Here is a 16,516-nt window from a genome sequence, read left to right as displayed (position 1 = left end):
TACGTGAGATGCACTTTTGCAGCTAATCGCACAAAAAAGCCGGTTTTCCGGACAAATTAAATGTACTTTTGCAGTTGAATTGCCGGATCGCCAGCGCATCAACTAGTTCACACCAGTTATTCAATTCAGAAAGGAAGATAGAGATGAATCGATCGCAATCCGAACGATTGTATGAAGAAGCGTTGCAGCATATTGTAGGCGGCGTCAACAGCCCCTCCCGCTCGTTTAAGGCGGTTGGCGGCGGGGCGCCTGTTTTTATGAAAAAAGCCCAGGGCGCCTACTTTTGGGACGTGGACGGCAATCGCTACGTTGATTATTTGGCGGCTTACGGGCCGATCATTACCGGACATGCCCACCCGCATGTGACGAAGGCCATTCAAGAGGCAGCCGCAAACGGCACGTTGTACGGGACCCCAACCGAGCTGGAGATCCGCTTGGCCCGTATGCTCAAAGAAGCGATCCCTTCGATGGACAAGGTACGCTTTGTCAACTCCGGTACGGAAGCGGTCATGACGACGATCCGCGTCGCGCGCGCGTATACGAAGCGCAACAAAATCATCAAATTTGCCGGGTGTTACCACGGCCATTCCGATCTCGTGCTCGTGGCCGCGGGCTCCGGCCCGTCCACGCTGGGCATCCCTGACAGCGCCGGCATCCCGACCAGCATCGCGCACGAGGTGATCACCGTACCGTTTAACGATGCTTCGGCGCTGAAAGATGCGCTCGACAAGTGGGGCGACGACGTCGCCGCCGTCATGGTCGAGCCGATCGTCGGGAACTTCGGCATGGTGATGCCGAAGCCCGGGTTCTTGGAAGAGCTCTGCCGGCTCGCACGGCAGTACGGCGCCCTCGTCATTTACGACGAGGTCATTACGGCCTTCCGCTTCCACTACGGCTCGGCTCAAACCTACGCCGGCCTCTCCAACCACGAAGCGATCCGGCCGGACCTGACCGCCCTCGGCAAAATCATCGGCGGCGGGCTGCCGATCGGCGCGTACGGCGGCAGCAAAGAGATCATGGAGCAGGTGGCACCGCTGGGTCCGGCCTATCAGGCCGGAACGATGGCGGGCAACCCTGCTTCTATCTCCGCCGGCATCGCCTGCCTTGAGGTGTTGCAAGGCGCTGGGGTCTACGAAGAGATGGACCGCCTCGCCGTGAAGCTGACCGACGGGCTGGCTGACTCGGCCCGCCGCCATGGAGTGCCGCTGACCATCAACCGAATCCGCGGCTCGTTCTCGACGCATTTCTGTGACCATCCGGTCACGAACTATGCGGAGGCGCAAGACACCGACAGCGAAGCGTTCGCTGCCTTTTTCCGCGCCATGCTGAACCGTGGGGTCAACCTCGCCCCGTCGAAGTTCGAAGCTTGGTTCCTGACAACGGCGCACACGGAAGCCGACATCGACTTCACGTTGGAAGCCGCAGAGGCTTCTTTCAAAGAAATTGCCCGATGAAAATAGTAGAGGCTGTCCCAAAAGTAAACTTTTGAACATCCTCAGCAACAAGATAGGATGGTATAAGTAAAAAACCAAGGAGCTAAGCGAGAACAGACCGCTTAGCTCCTTGGTTTTTGGCGTCCGCCGCTGCTTTCTTGAGCAGATTGTGGGCAAGGGAAAGCCACCCGACTTCAAAGCTTGCTTTTGGTAAGCCTCGAAGCAGGAATCGTTTGAAGTCCCAATTGTTTTTCATATCCCCGAACACAGGCTCCGGCTCAATCATCCGTCTGACGGCCAAAGCATAGGCGTACATCATAGTTAAATAATCGTCGCTTTTTCCAGAATCTTTTACGTATGAAAAACAAGCAGTTGAAAGTAATCTGTATGAAATGAAATCAGAATTCATAGAAATAGTGGAACTTCCGTCTGGTATTTTTACAAATAACTCATATGGTAAAATATTTGTGATTGGATTCAATGACGCAATAACTCCGATTAATTTATTCGCGTAAACATTTATTAGTGCCTGACCAACATTGACCTGTGTTTTTGTACCATTAATCAAATACAATGTGTTGTTAGAACTATAAAGATTAGTGTTATACCCTACGGCCTGAGCATACAGTTCTTGGATATCATATGTCTTTCCACTCCGGGTATGTGTATATCTAAGCTCATACCATCTGACATTACTATTACTAGGAGGAACTGAAACGTTAGGTGTTACTAAATTTTTTGATATCTTTTCTTGCACTTCAATTGGAGTAAGCTCTCTAACACCCAAGGAAGAAAGTTTTTTCCTCAGGGTGCCTTCAGCATTCGAACTAAGTTTCGAAGAATTTTGAGGATTTAGCTTTTCCAAGCTTATCTTCGTTAATTCCTCCATTGTTTTGATAATTTCCATTTTAGTCTGTGGGCTAATAGAATCATGCCCCAGACTATCATCTTGATCATTCGCTGCATATCCTGGCCCAGAAATGAACAAGGTAATTATTAAAGTCAAGGCGCATAATAATGTTCTTTTAAACATAGCATCTCAACCTCTCTATTTATTCTTGTTAATTTGGCCAAACTTGTTTCATTGTCGACTACCTAAATTTACCACGTAAATGTAAACAATTATATTTTTTCATATAATTTCCGATAAACTGCCAAAGGATGTCGTGACCATGCTGCAAACGCTAAACCGACAACTGAACAAATTAATGCCATTAATTACCCCTACTAGCATATTGATCGGCGTCCTTTGCGGGAGTAAACTGGCTCCTTACACTTATCTGTCTCCGTGGCTGTTTGCTTTCATGACCTTTGCCGGGAGCATTAGTCTTAGCTTCAATGATTTCCTTAATGTGCTGAAAAAACCGCTCCCCCTGGTGCTCTGCCTGTTCATCCTCCACCTGGCCATGCCACTGATGGCGATGGGAATGGGGCATTTGGCGTTCCCCGGGGATGCTTATACGATCACCGGCTTTATCCTCGCTGCGGCGATTCCAACCGGGGTGAGCAGCTTCGTCTGGGTCAGCATCTACAAGGGCAACATTGCCTTGACCTTGTCGATCATCCTGATCGACACGCTGCTGGCTCCCTTTGTTGTTCCCGGCATCCTGGCGCTGTTGGTTGGCACCAGCGTCCGGCTTGACGCCGTGGCGATGATGACCAGCCTGTTCTGGATGATCGTCGTCCCATCGCTGGTGGGCATGGTGCTGAACCAGTGGACCCAAGGCAAGGTGATCACCACTTGGGGGCCTTGGCTGAACCCGTTTTCGAAGCTTGCCATGGCTTCGGTCGTGGCGATTAACGGCGCGGTTGTCGCCCCTTACCTGACCGACTTCAGCCCGCGGCTGCTGGGGCTCGCCGCCATCATCGTTCTGCTCGCGGCCATCGGCTACGCGCTTGGCTTCGGCTTGTCCCGGCTGATCGGCCTAAACGAAGCCGACAAAGTCGCGCTGGTCTTCAACGGCGGCATGCGCAACATCAGCGCCGGCGCCGTGCTGGCCGTCACTTACTTCCCCGCCCCGGTGGCCGTGCCGGTCGTGTTGGGCATGGTGTTCCAGCAAGTAATGGCCTCCCTCGTTGGCCTCGTACTCGGCCGACAAGCCCGCGCGCACCAGTCGACGGACAAAACGGCAACGTCGGCGTGATTTAGATTTAGAGAGCTCGGCAGGGCGCGCCGTCCCTCTCCGCTCCAGTCCCTTCTAACGGAACCAGATGACCTTATTCGCTCATTTCCCGGCCATTTCCCATCCTAACGGAACCAGATGACGCTATTGGGCTGAAATCCGTACTGAACTCCACTCCAGACCGCAAATAACGTCTCTCCGGTCCGTTAGATTTCAACACGCGCCGAAAACCGCAAAATAAGGTCTCTCAGGTCCGTTAGCGGCCTACGCCTGGCATTAGCACTAGCCTCCTCCGCCACCATCGTCACTCTCCAATCGTACTCCCTACCTCCACCACTCCCGCCCCCTCCAACGCAAAAAAAGCCTCCCCCGGTCAACCTGACCCAAGGGGAGACTCCCTGCCAACTCACGAATTATTGCGCTTGAATTTTGTCAAAGAAATTCTCTTGCACGTACTTCGCTGCGACATCCAGCTGCTGCTTGGAGTCCGTGCCCTTCTTCGAGAACGATTCCTGGACGACGTTGGACATCGTGGCGTAGTAGTCCTGCGTGCCGAATTGCGCTTCCGGCTTGCCTTCCAGCAGGCCGAAGAGCTGCGGATCGTATTTGTACACGTTGTCGTATTTTTCGTAAATGGCTTTCACTTTGCTGGCATACTCGGAATCTTCGCTGAAATACTCCAGCGGTGTCGGCACATAATACTTGCCTTCCGCTTTGCGGGCTTGAATCGTATCTTCAACGGCTTTCAAGGCATCGTCGGTGAAGTAATCAAACGTAATATAGCGGAACGCCATTTCTTGTTCGTCTTTCGTGGCATTCGGGTTAATGACGAGGTAGTTGCCGCCGAGCACCCCGTAATGCTTGCCGCCTTTCTCTGCAGCAGGCATCGGATAAGCGATCACATCCTCCGGCTTCATGCCGCCTTCATTCAGCGCCGCTTGAATGACGTCAAATGCACCGGCGATCACCATCGCCGTCCGGCCTTGTTGGAAGGAGCTGACGGCATCGCCCCAACCCAGCGCCCAGTCTTGCGGGATCGCGTTAGCTTCCCATCTCAGCTTCTTATAGAAATCCAGCGCCTTCACCCCAGCCTCGGAGTTGAAGACGGCGGTCACTTTGCCGTTTTCGGTCTTTTCAATATCGCCGCCGGCTTCAAACAGGAAGTTGGTCCAGTTCCAGCCTGCTTCGTTCCCTTTCCCCATCGGTGCGATCCCCGAAATCCCTTTCTTCGGATCGGCAACCCCTTTGGCTACGTTGTACATATCGTCCCAAGTCCAGTCGAACGGAGGAGCAGCGATGCCCTTCTCGTCCAGCAGCTTCTTGTTGACGACCGTCGAGGTAACGTAACCGTTTTGGGTGATCCCGTACACTCGGCCGTCAACGATAAATTGATTTTGCAGCACCGGGTTAATTTCGTCTTTATACTCCCAGTTGTTCCACAGATCCGTGATGTCAGCAACCCAGCCGCGTTCCACCAGGAATTGGGCTTCCGTTGCCCACGTATTGTAGAAGGTTGGGGCTTCGTTGGAGGCCATCTTTACGCCGATTTCGTTGACGCTGTATTGCCAGTCATCCTTAATGATCGTCACGTTCGGGTATTTGGCTTGGAAGCGGGCGATTTTATCGTCCTCCTGTTGGCGAAGCGTCGTTTCGTCCGGCAACGGATAGTGGATCTTGATCGTGACCTTGCGCTGCGTGATATCATCGGCTTCTCCCGAATTCGCATCCGCATTGCTTCCTCCGTTGTTCCCCGTGGCCGCCGTGTTTCCGCCGCCGTTATTTTGGGCTTCCTTGTTCCCGCCTCCGCCGCAGGCCGCGAGCAGCGAACCAAGCAACATCAGACACATCAACACTGCTGAAAACTTGCGCATTGAAACTCCCCTTTTCATAAGTTAGGTAATCTTGCATTTTTATCATAAAAGAGAAACATTTAGCATTCGATGTGTGATCTTATGACTTTCGTGTGCAGGCCTACGATTCTGTAAAAGCTGCCACCCATCCGCCTATCCCTTAACTGCAGACAAGCTCACGCTGCGCATGATAAACTTCTGGAACCCCAGGAACACGAAGATCGGCGGAATCATCACCATAAACAAAATACTGAACTTAATGCTGCTATCCATGTTCCGCGCGTTAATTACATATTTGTAGATCGCGGTCGCCAGCGTATATTTGTCTTCCGTGTGCATTACCAGCGATGGCCAGAACCAGTCATTCCACGCCGTGGAGAAAATAAAGATCGCCAGCGTCGCGAAGATCGGCACGGACAGCGGCACCGCAATCCGCAAGTAACTGGTCCACTCCGAAGCTCCGTCAATCCGGGCCGCTTCGAAGATCTCCGGGTGGATGCCGTCGAAGAAATTTTTCATCAGCAGAAAATAATACGCGTTCGCTCCCGCCGGCAGCCAGAACGCCCAATAGGTGTTCAGCAGCCCCAGCTCCTTCAGGTTGACGAAGTTCGGGATCATATAACTGGAGGCCGGGATAAACAACGTCAGCAGGATAAAAAAGTAGATCGCCCGGCTATACGGCACCCGGATCCGTGAAATGCTGAACGAAGCGAGACCCAGCACCAAAATGGTCATCAGCAGGTTGCCGCCGAAGATAAGCAGAGTATTTTTCAAAAACATCGGTAAATCGATGTAATTCCAGGCTTTCGGGAAATTGTCCCAATGCCATTCCTGCGGAAAAAATCGCGGCGGAAACGAGTTGACCTCCTGGTTGCTCTTCAGCCCGTTAAACATCGTCATCGCGATCGGATACAGCATCGTAAACGTCATCACCGCGATGCACAAGACCATAAATCCGTATACCACTTTATTCAGCGGCTTCTGCAAATCGGGGGGCGACAGGATGCCTCTTTCTTTCATATCAGTACTCCTCCTTGTTCAGCTTGTATTGCAACACGCCCAGCACGCTTAGCACGATGAACATCAGAACACCCAGCGCGGTCCCGGCCCCGTAATCGAGCTGGGTAAAGGCGTATTTGACTGTCAGGAGGGCGTAAGTTAACGTAGCCTTGTTTGGCCCGCCGTCCAGCAAAGCTAACTGCGATTGGTACGCCTGGGAAGTGCCGATCAGCTGTAAAATCAGCATCAACACGATCAGATTCCGCATCGATGGCAGCGTGATGTATTTGATCCGGGCCCAGACGCCGGCTCCATCGATTTCCGCCGCTTCGTACCAGTCCCGCGGAATGCTCAGCACTCCGGCCAGGTAAATCAGCATCGCTGAACCAAACTGCTGCCACGTCTCCATAAAGACGATCGAGACCATCGACCACCTGCCGTCGGAAATAAAGGACACCGGATCGGCTCCAAACCATCCGAGCAAGGCGTTGATCGGCCCCACCGGATCGTACATCCAGCGCCACATCCCATAGAGGACGACGCCCGGCACGACAAACGGCAGGTACGCGGCAATCCGCGCAAATCCCTGGAACCAGCGCAGCTCGGAAATGGCGATTGACGCCGCGATCGGCACCCAAAAGCCGATAACCAAGCAGAGGAGCATATAATACAAGGTGTTGCGAACCGACAGAAGTACGTCGGGGTTATGAAACACCTTCACGTAATTGTCCAGTCCGACAAATGTGTTACCTTTGACGAAATCAATGTTATAGAAGCTGTAAACCATCCCTTTGATGATCGGGACCCATAAGAACACGATAAATATGGCGATCGCCGGTACCAGAAATAGATACCCCCACATGTACTGCTTCCAGTTCGACCCCCGCCGCGGCTTCCGCGAAGCGGAGGCGGACGTTTTAACCGTGTTCTGCTGCATGTTCCCCGGTGAAATCACGGGTTCCCCCATCGTTCTCCCTCTTTTCTACGTAGTGTCTCTTCTCATTGTAGAAAAGCAGCCGGACGGCGAACATGTCTAAAACTATGTGAACTATGGTCGTTCTTACTTCATCGTTATTTCTTCAGTTCCGTGGGACTGACGCCAAAGTATTTCTTAAAAATCTTGCTAAAATGCTCCGGCGACTCATAACCCACGCGTTCAGCGATCTCGTAACGGCGCAGGTCCGTGTTCAGAATCAGCGCTTTGCTCTCTTCCATCCGCAGCTTGATCACGTATTCCCACAGGTTGTAGCCGGTATTTTTCTTGAACAGATAGCTCAAGTAATTGGGGCTGACATGATTGTTGCGGGCCACCTCGTGGATGGTCAGCCCCTTCTGCCGGTAATTCTCCTCGATATACTTCTTGGCGCTCTCCACGATCCGGTTATTCTGCTTCGTCAGCTCCTCCGTGGAAGGATCCTGGGTATAGCTGTGCCAGTTAAAATCGCCATAATAAAACACATGGTGATCCCCGTGTTCTCCTCCCCACAGCATCGCTTTGTCCGCCTGACAGCTTAGCAAGCTCAGAAACCCCGTACCTTTGAGAATCTGGCTGATCCCCACCGTGCACCGCAAGCCAAGGTATTTATGGATGTGATGATGCAGGCTGCGGCCTAGCATTTCGAGCTGGTTGATTTTATTGAGATTGGGTTCGGCGTACTCCGTTTCATTCCACTGCAAGATGAGGGCGATCTCCAGACTCTGGGTATAAAAAGATGCCGCGCGCCACTCCTGATGCAGCAGCTCGTTCACGATATTCAGCGCCGCGTAGCGGAACAGGCAGGCATCCCGATCCCGATCTCCGGATTGCTGCTTGTCAGCGGGGATGGCCAGCTTGATTTTGATCACGGAAAAATACGGCCCCGTCAGCCCCAATCGCTCAGCTTCCGCAAACCTCTGCTCTTCGTCCCCTTCGGCGGGATCACTTAACAGGCGGTTCAACCGTTCGCCGTATTCCGGAAGCGGCTCCTCCATGCGGAAATGTTCAGCGCCCCGGGACAACAGCTCCTCGCTCTGCGGCATCGGTTTATCCATCTTGAGCAGCGCGTTGCGCACCGAATCCAGGAACTGCTCACTGTTCAGCGGCTTAATCAAATAGTCCTTGGCGCCAAGCCGGATCGCCATCTGGGCGTATTGGAACGTTTCATGCGCGGAGATGATGATCGTCTGTACCCATGGCTTGATCAGCTTCGCCTGCTGCATCAGCTCGATCCCGTTCATTTCTCCCATCTGGATGTCAGTGACGAGCAGATCTACTTCCTCCATTCGGACATAATCCAGCGCTTCGTGCCCGTTATACGCGGTGTAGATCTGGCCGATATCCAGTCCTGAAGCGGTTAAAAGTCCCGATAATCCTTTGCAGATCAACGGTTCGTCGTCGACGACCAATACGTTGTACATCGTGGTTCCCCCTGTTCGTTTTATTCGTTCCGGTTCACGGTGAGCGGCAGGGTAATGGTGACGATGGTTCCGCCTTCAGGGCGGCCCATGTATTTCAAACCGTACTCCGGCCCAAAATGCAGCCGAAGCCGCTGATGAATATTGCGGATGCCGTAACCAAACGATGGGCTTGGCGTTTCGTCATTCAGCAGCTTGTCGATGGCGTCGAAGTCGACCGGCTTATACCCGTTGTCGGCGATCCTAATGTATACACAACCCTGCGCTTCGTCCGCTTCGGCGCGAATCATGATTTCGCCATCTTCTCCCATATGTTTAACGCCATGAATGATAGCGTTCTCAATAAGCGGCTGCAGCGTGATTTTTGGAATGATGGTGGAATGCAGTTCCGATGGAATGTCCCAGATCACGCGGAAACCATACTCATAACGATGCTCCTGCAACTTGATGTAAGCCGAAGCATGCTCCAGCTCTTCCTCCAGCGTGATCAGCTCCCGGCCGCGGCTCAGGCTGATTTTCATCAGCTTGGACAGCTCCTTGATCATTTCGGCGGAGGCGGTGTTTCCTTCCATCGCGCTTTTCCAATAAATACTCTCCAGCGTGTTGTACAGCAAATGCGGGTTAATCTGCTGATACAAAATTTGCAGCTGGGCTTCCTTCTGCTTGATGTCCATCTGATATTTATAATGAATCAGTCCATTGAGGCGGCGAGCCATCTCGTAGATTGTAGAAATGAGCACGCTGACCTCGTCGTTTCTTTCCCGGTACGGCGTCTCCGGCACCACATTGCCCGGCTCGTAACGGCGGACGAAATAAACCAATTTTTGAATCGGGGTCATCAGCGACCGCCAGAAATATAAGATTAACACCAGCCCCACCACAAAATAAGCGATGGAAATGAGCTGAATAATCCGTTTGATTTCGTTTTGCTGTTGCAGCATGGCCTTGATGGGCACTTTGTACACCAGCTTTTGCTGCAGAACGTAATTATAATTAATCACATAGATGAAATCCTCAGTAATGACATCCTTTACCCCAATCAGCGAATCGCCTAGATCCGCTTCCGGCGGCAAATCCAATATGGAACCCGTTGGCGTGGACGAAAGGTTCGGTGTGGAGGTCAGGATCCGGTTGTTCCAATCGGTAAAATACAGCTCGCCCTCTGGAATTGAGACAGTTTGCAGCGATTCGCCGATGCGCCCGTCTACATTGGACACGACCAGCACGCCAATCGTCCCGTTTTTGTAAATGCTGTTAATCGCCCGGATATAAGCGAGCGTTTTTTGATTTGGCAGGCCTTGGCCGGAGGGAGACAGGTGCTCAATGAGGCGCAGGTAACCGTTTCCTTTTTGCGCGACGGCTTCATCAAACCATTCCGGCTTCTCGTTCTCGAGAAAAAAATAGACGCCCGCCTTTCGCGCATCCGGATAATATGGGGCAAAGAAATACGCGTTGTCCGGATCGTAGACGTATAGCGAATAATACACCGGCTCCCGCTGATCGGTTTCCTGCGAGTAATTGAGCAGCAGGTTCTCCAGCCTCTCGTAGTTTTTGACCCGATCCAGGACGGTCTCTGAGCTTTCACCGCTGGGGTTCAGCTGCTGGAGCAGCGGATGCTGGAATACGGTTGACGTAACCTTGTTAATCGCCTCGATATCCCGGGTAATGAGCCGGAAATTCTGCTTATTCAGCTCGATATAGGCGTTGGTGACATTTCGCTTCAACACTTGATCCGCTTTATAGTTGCCGTAGGCGTTCAGAATAAATAACGGAATGACCATCACAATGAAGAGGAGGATCATCTGCTGTTTAACGTTCAAATTGGCTAGCGGGTTCTTGAGTTTTAGCTTCAATGGTGTTGCACCTCCGGCAATTTAACTATAGCAATTCTAAAAACCGGCAAGTATGCGCGTTTCTACGAAGATCGTGGCGGTTCCACCTGTTCTCGCGGATGGGCGGGCCCCTGCCTATTTCTTAGTGTAGGGGATTTTGGGATTCTTGCCAGTTAAAAAAAACAAAAAGTCCCCCGGAAATTTCCGGGGGACTTTATTGGGTTTCGTGCAAAGCGATCAAACGTGCCAGCTACACCAGTTCATGCAGCCCGCTGACGACCCGATCGGCTTCAGCCAGGATGTCCGGGCTGCCGATGCCGACGACGCGGCAGCCTGCGGCTTTGCCCGCCTGCACGCCCGCCTCTGCGTCCTCAAACACGACGCATTCAGACGGCGGCAACGCCAGCGCCGAGCAAGCCGCGAGGAACACCTCCGGGTCCGGCTTCGCCTTGGACACCTTGGTGCCGTCGATCACCGCGTCGAACAGCTCCTCGATGCCCAGCCGGGATAAGATGAACCCGGCGTTTTTGCTCGCCGACCCAAGCGCGACCTTGACGCCCCGCTCGCGCAGCTGCAGCAAATACTCCTTCGCCCCCGGCAAAATTTCCGAAGGCTCCAGCTTGGAAATATACTCGACATATTCGCGGTTCTTCTCTGCCGCCATCCGCTCGCGTTCTTCCTCCGTGGCTTCCACACCGCCCACCTCAAGCAGGATGCGCAGCGATTCCATGCGGCTGACACCTTTCAGCCGCTCATTGTCGGCTTCGGTAAACTCGAAACCTAGCCGTCGCGCCAGCGCCCGCCAGGCGAGATAGTGGTATTTGGCTGTATCAACGATCACGCCATCGAGGTCGAAGATCGCACCTTTCATTGTTTCTAACATGATGGATTCTCCTTTAATCTTTCGTTTGCACTCCTAACGGACCGTATCATACGGGGATCCGAACCTCCTGGCCCGGCGCTACCGCCAGCTCTCCTTCTCCTACGGTAAACCGCAGGCCAGCTGGATTATCGCCATGAGCCGTGATGACCACCTCTTCCCGGCTGACACGGATCCGATAAGAGCCGCCGCCTAAGCGTACCGGGAATTCGATCGCCTGCCAGGCTGATGGCAACGCCGGACGAAGCACCGCCTTGTCTCCGTCATACCGTAAGCCGGCAAATCCCAACACCGCCGCCATCCACGCCCCGCCGTTGGCAGCGGGATGCGTGCCGCCGATGTACAAGTCACCGACGTATTGCTTGGCATCGCCGGTTAGGTCAATCGTCGCCGTCCGCATAAAGTAAGGGTAACCCCAGTCCGGTGATCCCGTATCCGCTGCCACCAGTGCATAGATGCAAGCACTGAGGCTCGATCCGTGCTCGGTGCGCGGCTCGTAGTAAGCCCAGTTCGCTTTTTTGATTGCTGGATCGTAATCGTCCTTAAACAGGTGCAGCATCAGCACTACATCGGCTTGCTTGAGGATTTGCGTTGTCGTCGCAAGTCCGTTTCCCCCGCCGAGATACTCGTGGGGATGCAGCATTCGCGATTTTAGTTGCGGCAGCGCAACGTCCTCCAGCGCGTAATAGCGGTCAAACTGCTCAATCAACCCGCTTTGGGCATCCGGCTCTGGAACGTACAACCGTTCATACATGTCGCGAATGTGCTCCGGCTGTATATAGCTGCCTGCCAGCAACTGCTCATACCGCTCGGAGTTGCCGCGCTTTAGAATCTCCATGGCATCCAAAGCGATGCGCAGACATTCCTTCACCATCCGGTTCGTGAACGCGTTGTTATTCACCCGCTCATGATATTCGTCCGGCCCCGTAACGTCGAGGATTTCGTAACGCTGCTTCCGAGGGTTGAAATACCCATACGAATAAAAGAACTTCGCACACTCCCACGCGACCTCCGCCCCGCCATCCAAAAGCAGACGGTCATCGCCTGTAAACGCGTAAACCTGCCAGATCCCGTACGCCACGTCCGCGCTGATATGCACCTGCTTATCGCGGAAATAGGTTCGCATCGGACGGCCGGTGAACACGTCATTGACGTTAAACAAGGTGCAGGCATCCTCCCCTGTTTCCTGGCTCTCCCAGGCATAAAATGCGCCTTCATAGCCGTACTCGGCGGCTTTGCGCTTCGCTCCGCCCAGCGTATGCACCCGGTACATCATCAGGTTCCGTGCCACCTCTGGCTGGGTATACAGGAAGAACGGCAGCATAAACATCTCCGTATCCCAGAACACCGCGCCCTTGTATACCTGGCCGGACAACCCGCGAGCCGGAATGGACACTTTCTCCGAGCGTTCCGGTGCAATGATATGGAGCTGGTACATACTATAGCGCAATGCCAGCTGGGCTTCGTCATCGCCTACAACGATAATGTCGGAGGCGCTCCACTTGCGCTCCCAATATTCGGCGTGCTCGCTCAGCAGCCGATCGTAACCAAGCTGCCGCGCTTCCCGGGCCGACTGGATCGCTGCCGCCTGAACCTGGTTAGCCGTTTCCCCTTCCAGTCCGGCCACCACGGCGACAGCTTTTACGAGCACGACCGGTTCCCCGGCCCGGCAACGCACGTGGATCCGGCGGCGGATGGATAGATCCTCGCGTAAAACTTCATGCTCCCCGCCGCTCGCAACCTCTGCCGCTTCCGCTACGGTAATCGGCAAGCCGAGCTCCTGCGTCGAAGCGGTAAGTGACACGACCTCCCAGGTTGCGTCATCCCCTGCCGCATGCGCTCCGCTCTCCATCCGCACAAGATGCGGGCCATTGATGTCCCAGACGTCGCCATTAATGCCGGTGACGATCGTCAGCTCGCCATCCTGGCTGCTCTCCACGGTGAAGCGGCATACGATCAGCTCCGTGCGCGCCGCACTGCAAAACCGCTCCGAAGTGATCGTGACCTCTGCGCCATCCCCTGTGCGAAAAACCGACCGCCGGCGGTGTACCGCCTGACGCAGGTTCAGCGACTGCTCGTGAGCCACAAGCTCTGGTCTGCTTCGATCGCGCTCTCCGCCTGCACTCTCGCTCTTCACTGCGCTATCCCCTGTGGCCACATTTCCGGCCTCCAACACGCTTAGCCGCGTGCCGTTCCAAAAAACATTCGTCTCCAGCCCGTTAGGGGCATTCACCGGCTCACGCCACTTGCTCCCAACTTGGTCGTACAGGCCGGCGACGATCGTTGCGGTCAGCTCACTTTTGCTGAACTCCTCCAACGTCCCCCGGTAACCAAGAACCCCGTTCCCGATCATAAACTTATTGCCGTGATGTGCGATCCGCTCCGGGTCAAACCCGCTTTCTCTAACGATCCAGCTCATTGAACGACCGCCTTTCGGAGCGGCAACCGAATCCCGGCTTCATCGATGTTGACCAGGTTGCCATACACCAAAATTTCCGCCACGCCGCCGGACATCGCACGGATGCTAACCTGATTCTGGTCCACTTCAACTTGCAGTTTCGTGCCGCGATACGTCACCATAAACCGGTAACTTTCCCACCGTTCAGGGATACTTGGATTCAGCGCAAGCAACTCCCCATCGGACCGCATCCCGCCGAACCCGTACACAATGTTCATCCAAGCTGCCGCAATTGACGTGGTATGCAAGCCTTCCCGCGTATTGCGGTTATAGTTGTCCAGGTCTAACCGGGTCGCAAATTCAAAGAACTTATACGCCTCATCCGAACGTCCGATTTCCGCCGCCAAAATCGAGTGGATCGACGGCGACAGCGACGATTCGTGAATGCAGCGGGGCTCGTAATAATCGTAGTTAGCGCGTTTTTCCTCGAGCGAGTATTCGCTGCTGTACAGGAACATGAACATCAGCACATCCGGCTGCTTAATCATGTCGTAACGGTAGAGTCGATCATACGACCAATGCGAATACAGCGGGAACTCCGTGACCGGAATGGCGTGAATATCCAGATGCGGCAGGTCAAAAAAGCCATCATGCTCTTCAAAAATCCCCGTCCGTTCATCCCGCGGAATTTTCATATGCTGCGCCTTGTTCTGCCAATCCTTCTGCTCTTCCTCCGTCAGGCCAAGCCGTGCTGCCATCTCGTCATAAGCGGCGGAAGCCTCGCTCCGCATCGCTTCCAGCACCTCCAGCGTATATTCGAACAACTTCTTGGCCATCAGGTTGATATAACAGTTGTTGTTCACCATCAGCTGGAATTCATCCGGGCCCATGACGCCGAAATAGCCGTATTTGCCCGACTGTTGCCCCCACTGGCCGCGTGACGCGTAAAAACGGCTGATTTGGATCAGCATTTCCGCGCCTTTTTCATACAGAAACGCCTTGTCACCCGTAATTTTCACATAATGGCGCAACCCGTACGCTACCGCCGTGCCGACATGCAGCTGCAGATTGGAGTGCTGCCACAGATCGCAGCTTTCCGTTCCGTCGATGGTAGCAATCGGATAAAACGCTCCTTCACAGTCCAGCTCCTTGGCCCGCTTCAACGCCTCAGGAAGCGTCCGATAACGGAATTCGAGCAAGCTCCGCGCTGCCTTCGGATTGTTAAAAATATAAAACGGCAAGCAATACGACTCCGTATCCCAGAAAGCCAGCCCCCGATAAGCCTCGCCGGTCAGCCCCTTTGCACCGATGTTAAAGCCGGGGTTATCCCCGTGGTAAGTCTGATACAGTTGAAAAATACAAAAGCGGATCCCCTGCTGATTCTCCGGATCGCCTTCGATCGCGATGTCCGATTCCGCCCACACCTGGTTCCAATACGCCCGTTGGTCGGCCGCCGCCGCATCAAACCCCGCCTGGGTGTGCCGAGCTGTCAGCTCGATCCCTCGCAGCCAAAGGTCATCGTCCGGCGTGGTACGGTCTTTCTCAGCCACGTTCACAACGAGTTTATCCAGCGTGCTGCGCTTGCCCTGTTCCAGCTTCAAGGTCAGTGCCCGGCCGATGTAACAGCTTTCCTGCACTAACTCGTCCGTAACGGCGTCCGGTGCAACTACGCGGAATCCGGAAAACAACCGGTTCCCCGTGTTCACCGTCTCCCCTAGAATCCCCGCGATCCCGGTTCCTTCGATATCTTTTGCTTCCCCCTGTTTCAGCTCCTTCCAATAACACCGTTGCTGATCCTCATGGATCACCTTCAGGTTCAGGCCGGTTTGCACTTGAATCGAACCAGTGAAGTTGAGCGGCGTCAACGTCATCCGCTGTGCCCCAAGATGGGACACCTTCATACTGACGAGGCGTTCAAACGTAATCTGGACGTCTTTCCCGCTGGCGGTATGCCACACGAACTCCCGGGTATAGATTCCTGTGCGAAAATCCAGCTCCCGCCGAAAGTTGCTGAACCGGCTCACCGCCAGATCCAGCGTTTCCCCATCCAATGTAATCCGCGTATGAAGCCAATCCACCGCGTTCACCATAAAGCGCAGCGATTTAATAATCCCCTTGTAATGAGCCGTCACCGGGCTCTCCTCAAACAGCCCATTGAAATAGCTGCCCAGCAGCGTATCTCCGCTATACCCTTCCTCCGGGTAGCCTCTGACCCCCATATATTCATTCCCCAGTGAAAAAATCGACTCGCTGACCCGGTTACGCCCCGGATCAAAACCTACCTCCACGACCTTCCAGGGGTCGACCTGTAAATATTTGTCCGCGATTTTCGGCATGTTCCGCCATCTCCTTTTATGTGTATCCCTAAAATAAACCTCTCCCACTTAGCTTAGCGGAACGCCCTTTGCGGCCAAATGTCCAGGACTAAGGAGCTTATGTGTGATCATACGGATTTGGCATCCCTTTCGTTCACTCCCCCTGACTCATCGGGATAATATCGAGAGAAGCCGGCAGCCATATACATCTGGGGGGCTGGCGCCAGCCGCAACACAAAAAAACCGGAGCGTTCTCCACGCTCCGGCGATTTGTCGGCCAACTATTTTAATA

10 protein-coding genes and 1 pseudogene are annotated in these 16,516 nt (G+C 53.9%); 2 read left to right on the top strand and 9 right to left on the bottom strand.

Translation table 11 applies throughout. The features are described 5' to 3' along the window. Nucleotides 1–143 precede the first annotated feature (143 nt). Nucleotides 144–1,454, top strand: coding sequence for a glutamate-1-semialdehyde 2,1-aminomutase (locus tag M3G15_RS14440; protein WP_311202283.1), 1,311 nt, complete (start codon nucleotides 144–146; stop codon nucleotides 1,452–1,454). Between the two features lie 82 nt (nucleotides 1,455–1,536). Here the strand turns inward: M3G15_RS14440 and M3G15_RS21775 are convergent. After that, nucleotides 1,537–1,740, bottom strand: a pseudogene (locus M3G15_RS21775) (transposase); the annotation flags it as partial. An 865-nt stretch (nucleotides 1,741–2,605) separates the two neighbouring features. Here M3G15_RS21775 and M3G15_RS14430 point away from each other — a divergent pair. Next, the gene (locus M3G15_RS14430) at nucleotides 2,606–3,577 is read left to right on the top strand and encodes a bile acid:sodium symporter family protein (RefSeq protein WP_260071333.1); all 972 of its coding nucleotides are present in this window, start codon (nucleotides 2,606–2,608) and stop codon (nucleotides 3,575–3,577) included. 392 nt (nucleotides 3,578–3,969) lie between these two features. Here M3G15_RS14430 and M3G15_RS14425 read toward each other — a convergent pair whose 3' ends face one another. The 8 genes from M3G15_RS14425 to M3G15_RS14390 form a co-directional block, all read right to left on the bottom strand. Then, nucleotides 3,970–5,427, bottom strand: coding sequence for an ABC transporter substrate-binding protein (locus tag M3G15_RS14425; RefSeq protein WP_260071332.1), 1,458 nt, complete (start codon nucleotides 5,425–5,427; stop codon nucleotides 3,970–3,972). A 132-nt stretch (nucleotides 5,428–5,559) separates the two neighbouring features. Beyond that, nucleotides 5,560–6,426, bottom strand: coding sequence for a carbohydrate ABC transporter permease (locus M3G15_RS14420; RefSeq protein ID WP_260071331.1), 867 nt, complete (start codon nucleotides 6,424–6,426; stop codon nucleotides 5,560–5,562). Nucleotide 6,427: 1 nt separating this feature from the next. Beyond that, nucleotides 6,428–7,372, bottom strand: a complete 945-nt coding sequence (locus M3G15_RS14415; protein WP_009226948.1) for a carbohydrate ABC transporter permease — start codon at nucleotides 7,370–7,372, stop codon at nucleotides 6,428–6,430. A 104-nt stretch (nucleotides 7,373–7,476) separates the two neighbouring features. Next, nucleotides 7,477–8,802, bottom strand: coding sequence for a response regulator transcription factor (locus M3G15_RS14410; protein WP_260071330.1), 1,326 nt, complete (start codon nucleotides 8,800–8,802; stop codon nucleotides 7,477–7,479). Nucleotides 8,803–8,822: 20 nt separating this feature from the next. Further along, nucleotides 8,823–10,652, bottom strand: a complete 1,830-nt coding sequence (locus M3G15_RS14405) for a sensor histidine kinase (RefSeq protein WP_260071329.1) — start codon at nucleotides 10,650–10,652, stop codon at nucleotides 8,823–8,825. A gap of 229 nt (nucleotides 10,653–10,881) precedes the next feature. Beyond that, entirely contained in the window at nucleotides 10,882–11,514 is a 633-nt protein-coding gene (gene pgmB, locus M3G15_RS14400; RefSeq protein WP_009226945.1) for a beta-phosphoglucomutase, read from the bottom strand. Between the two features lie 46 nt (nucleotides 11,515–11,560). Continuing rightward, on the bottom strand, nucleotides 11,561–13,930 hold the full coding sequence (locus tag M3G15_RS14395) for a glycosyl hydrolase family 65 domain-containing protein (RefSeq protein WP_260071328.1): 2,370 nt from the start codon (nucleotides 13,928–13,930) through the stop codon (nucleotides 11,561–11,563). After that, on the bottom strand, nucleotides 13,927–16,245 hold the full coding sequence (locus tag M3G15_RS14390) for a glycoside hydrolase family 65 protein (RefSeq protein ID WP_260071327.1): 2,319 nt from the start codon (nucleotides 16,243–16,245) through the stop codon (nucleotides 13,927–13,929). Before M3G15_RS14390 ends, M3G15_RS14395 begins: the two co-directional genes overlap by 4 nt. Nucleotides 16,246–16,516: the final 271 nt, after the last annotated feature.

It is taken from the genome of Paenibacillus sp. p3-SID1389 (assembly GCF_025151705.1).
Classification (GTDB): Bacteria; Bacillota; Bacilli; order Paenibacillales; family Paenibacillaceae; genus Fontibacillus; species Fontibacillus phoenicis.
The sequence above is the reverse complement of the archived record's forward strand: the minus strand, read 5'-3'. Positions and strand labels throughout refer to the sequence as shown.

What these genes read in the sequence shown, in the direction of transcription:
- M3G15_RS14425 (WP_260071332.1), bottom strand. Translation starts at nt 5,427, where the DNA reads ATGCGCAAGTTTTCAGCAGTGTTGATGTGTCTGATGTTGCTTGGTTCG.
- M3G15_RS14395 (WP_260071328.1), bottom strand. Translation starts at nt 13,930, where the DNA reads ATGAGCTGGATCGTTAGAGAAAGCGGGTTTGACCCGGAGCGGATCGCA.
- M3G15_RS14415 (WP_009226948.1), bottom strand. Translation starts at nt 7,372, where the DNA reads ATGGGGGAACCCGTGATTTCACCGGGGAACATGCAGCAGAACACGGTT.
- M3G15_RS14430 (WP_260071333.1), top strand. Translation starts at nt 2,606, where the DNA reads ATGCTGCAAACGCTAAACCGACAACTGAACAAATTAATGCCATTAATT.
- M3G15_RS14390 (WP_260071327.1), bottom strand. Translation starts at nt 16,245, where the DNA reads ATGCCGAAAATCGCGGACAAATATTTACAGGTCGACCCCTGGAAGGTC.
- pgmB (WP_009226945.1), bottom strand. Translation starts at nt 11,514, where the DNA reads ATGTTAGAAACAATGAAAGGTGCGATCTTCGACCTCGATGGCGTGATC.
- M3G15_RS14410 (WP_260071330.1), bottom strand. Translation starts at nt 8,802, where the DNA reads ATGTACAACGTATTGGTCGTCGACGACGAACCGTTGATCTGCAAAGGA.
- M3G15_RS14420 (WP_260071331.1), bottom strand. Translation starts at nt 6,426, where the DNA reads ATGAAAGAAAGAGGCATCCTGTCGCCCCCCGATTTGCAGAAGCCGCTG.
- M3G15_RS14440 (WP_311202283.1), top strand. Translation starts at nt 144, where the DNA reads ATGAATCGATCGCAATCCGAACGATTGTATGAAGAAGCGTTGCAGCAT.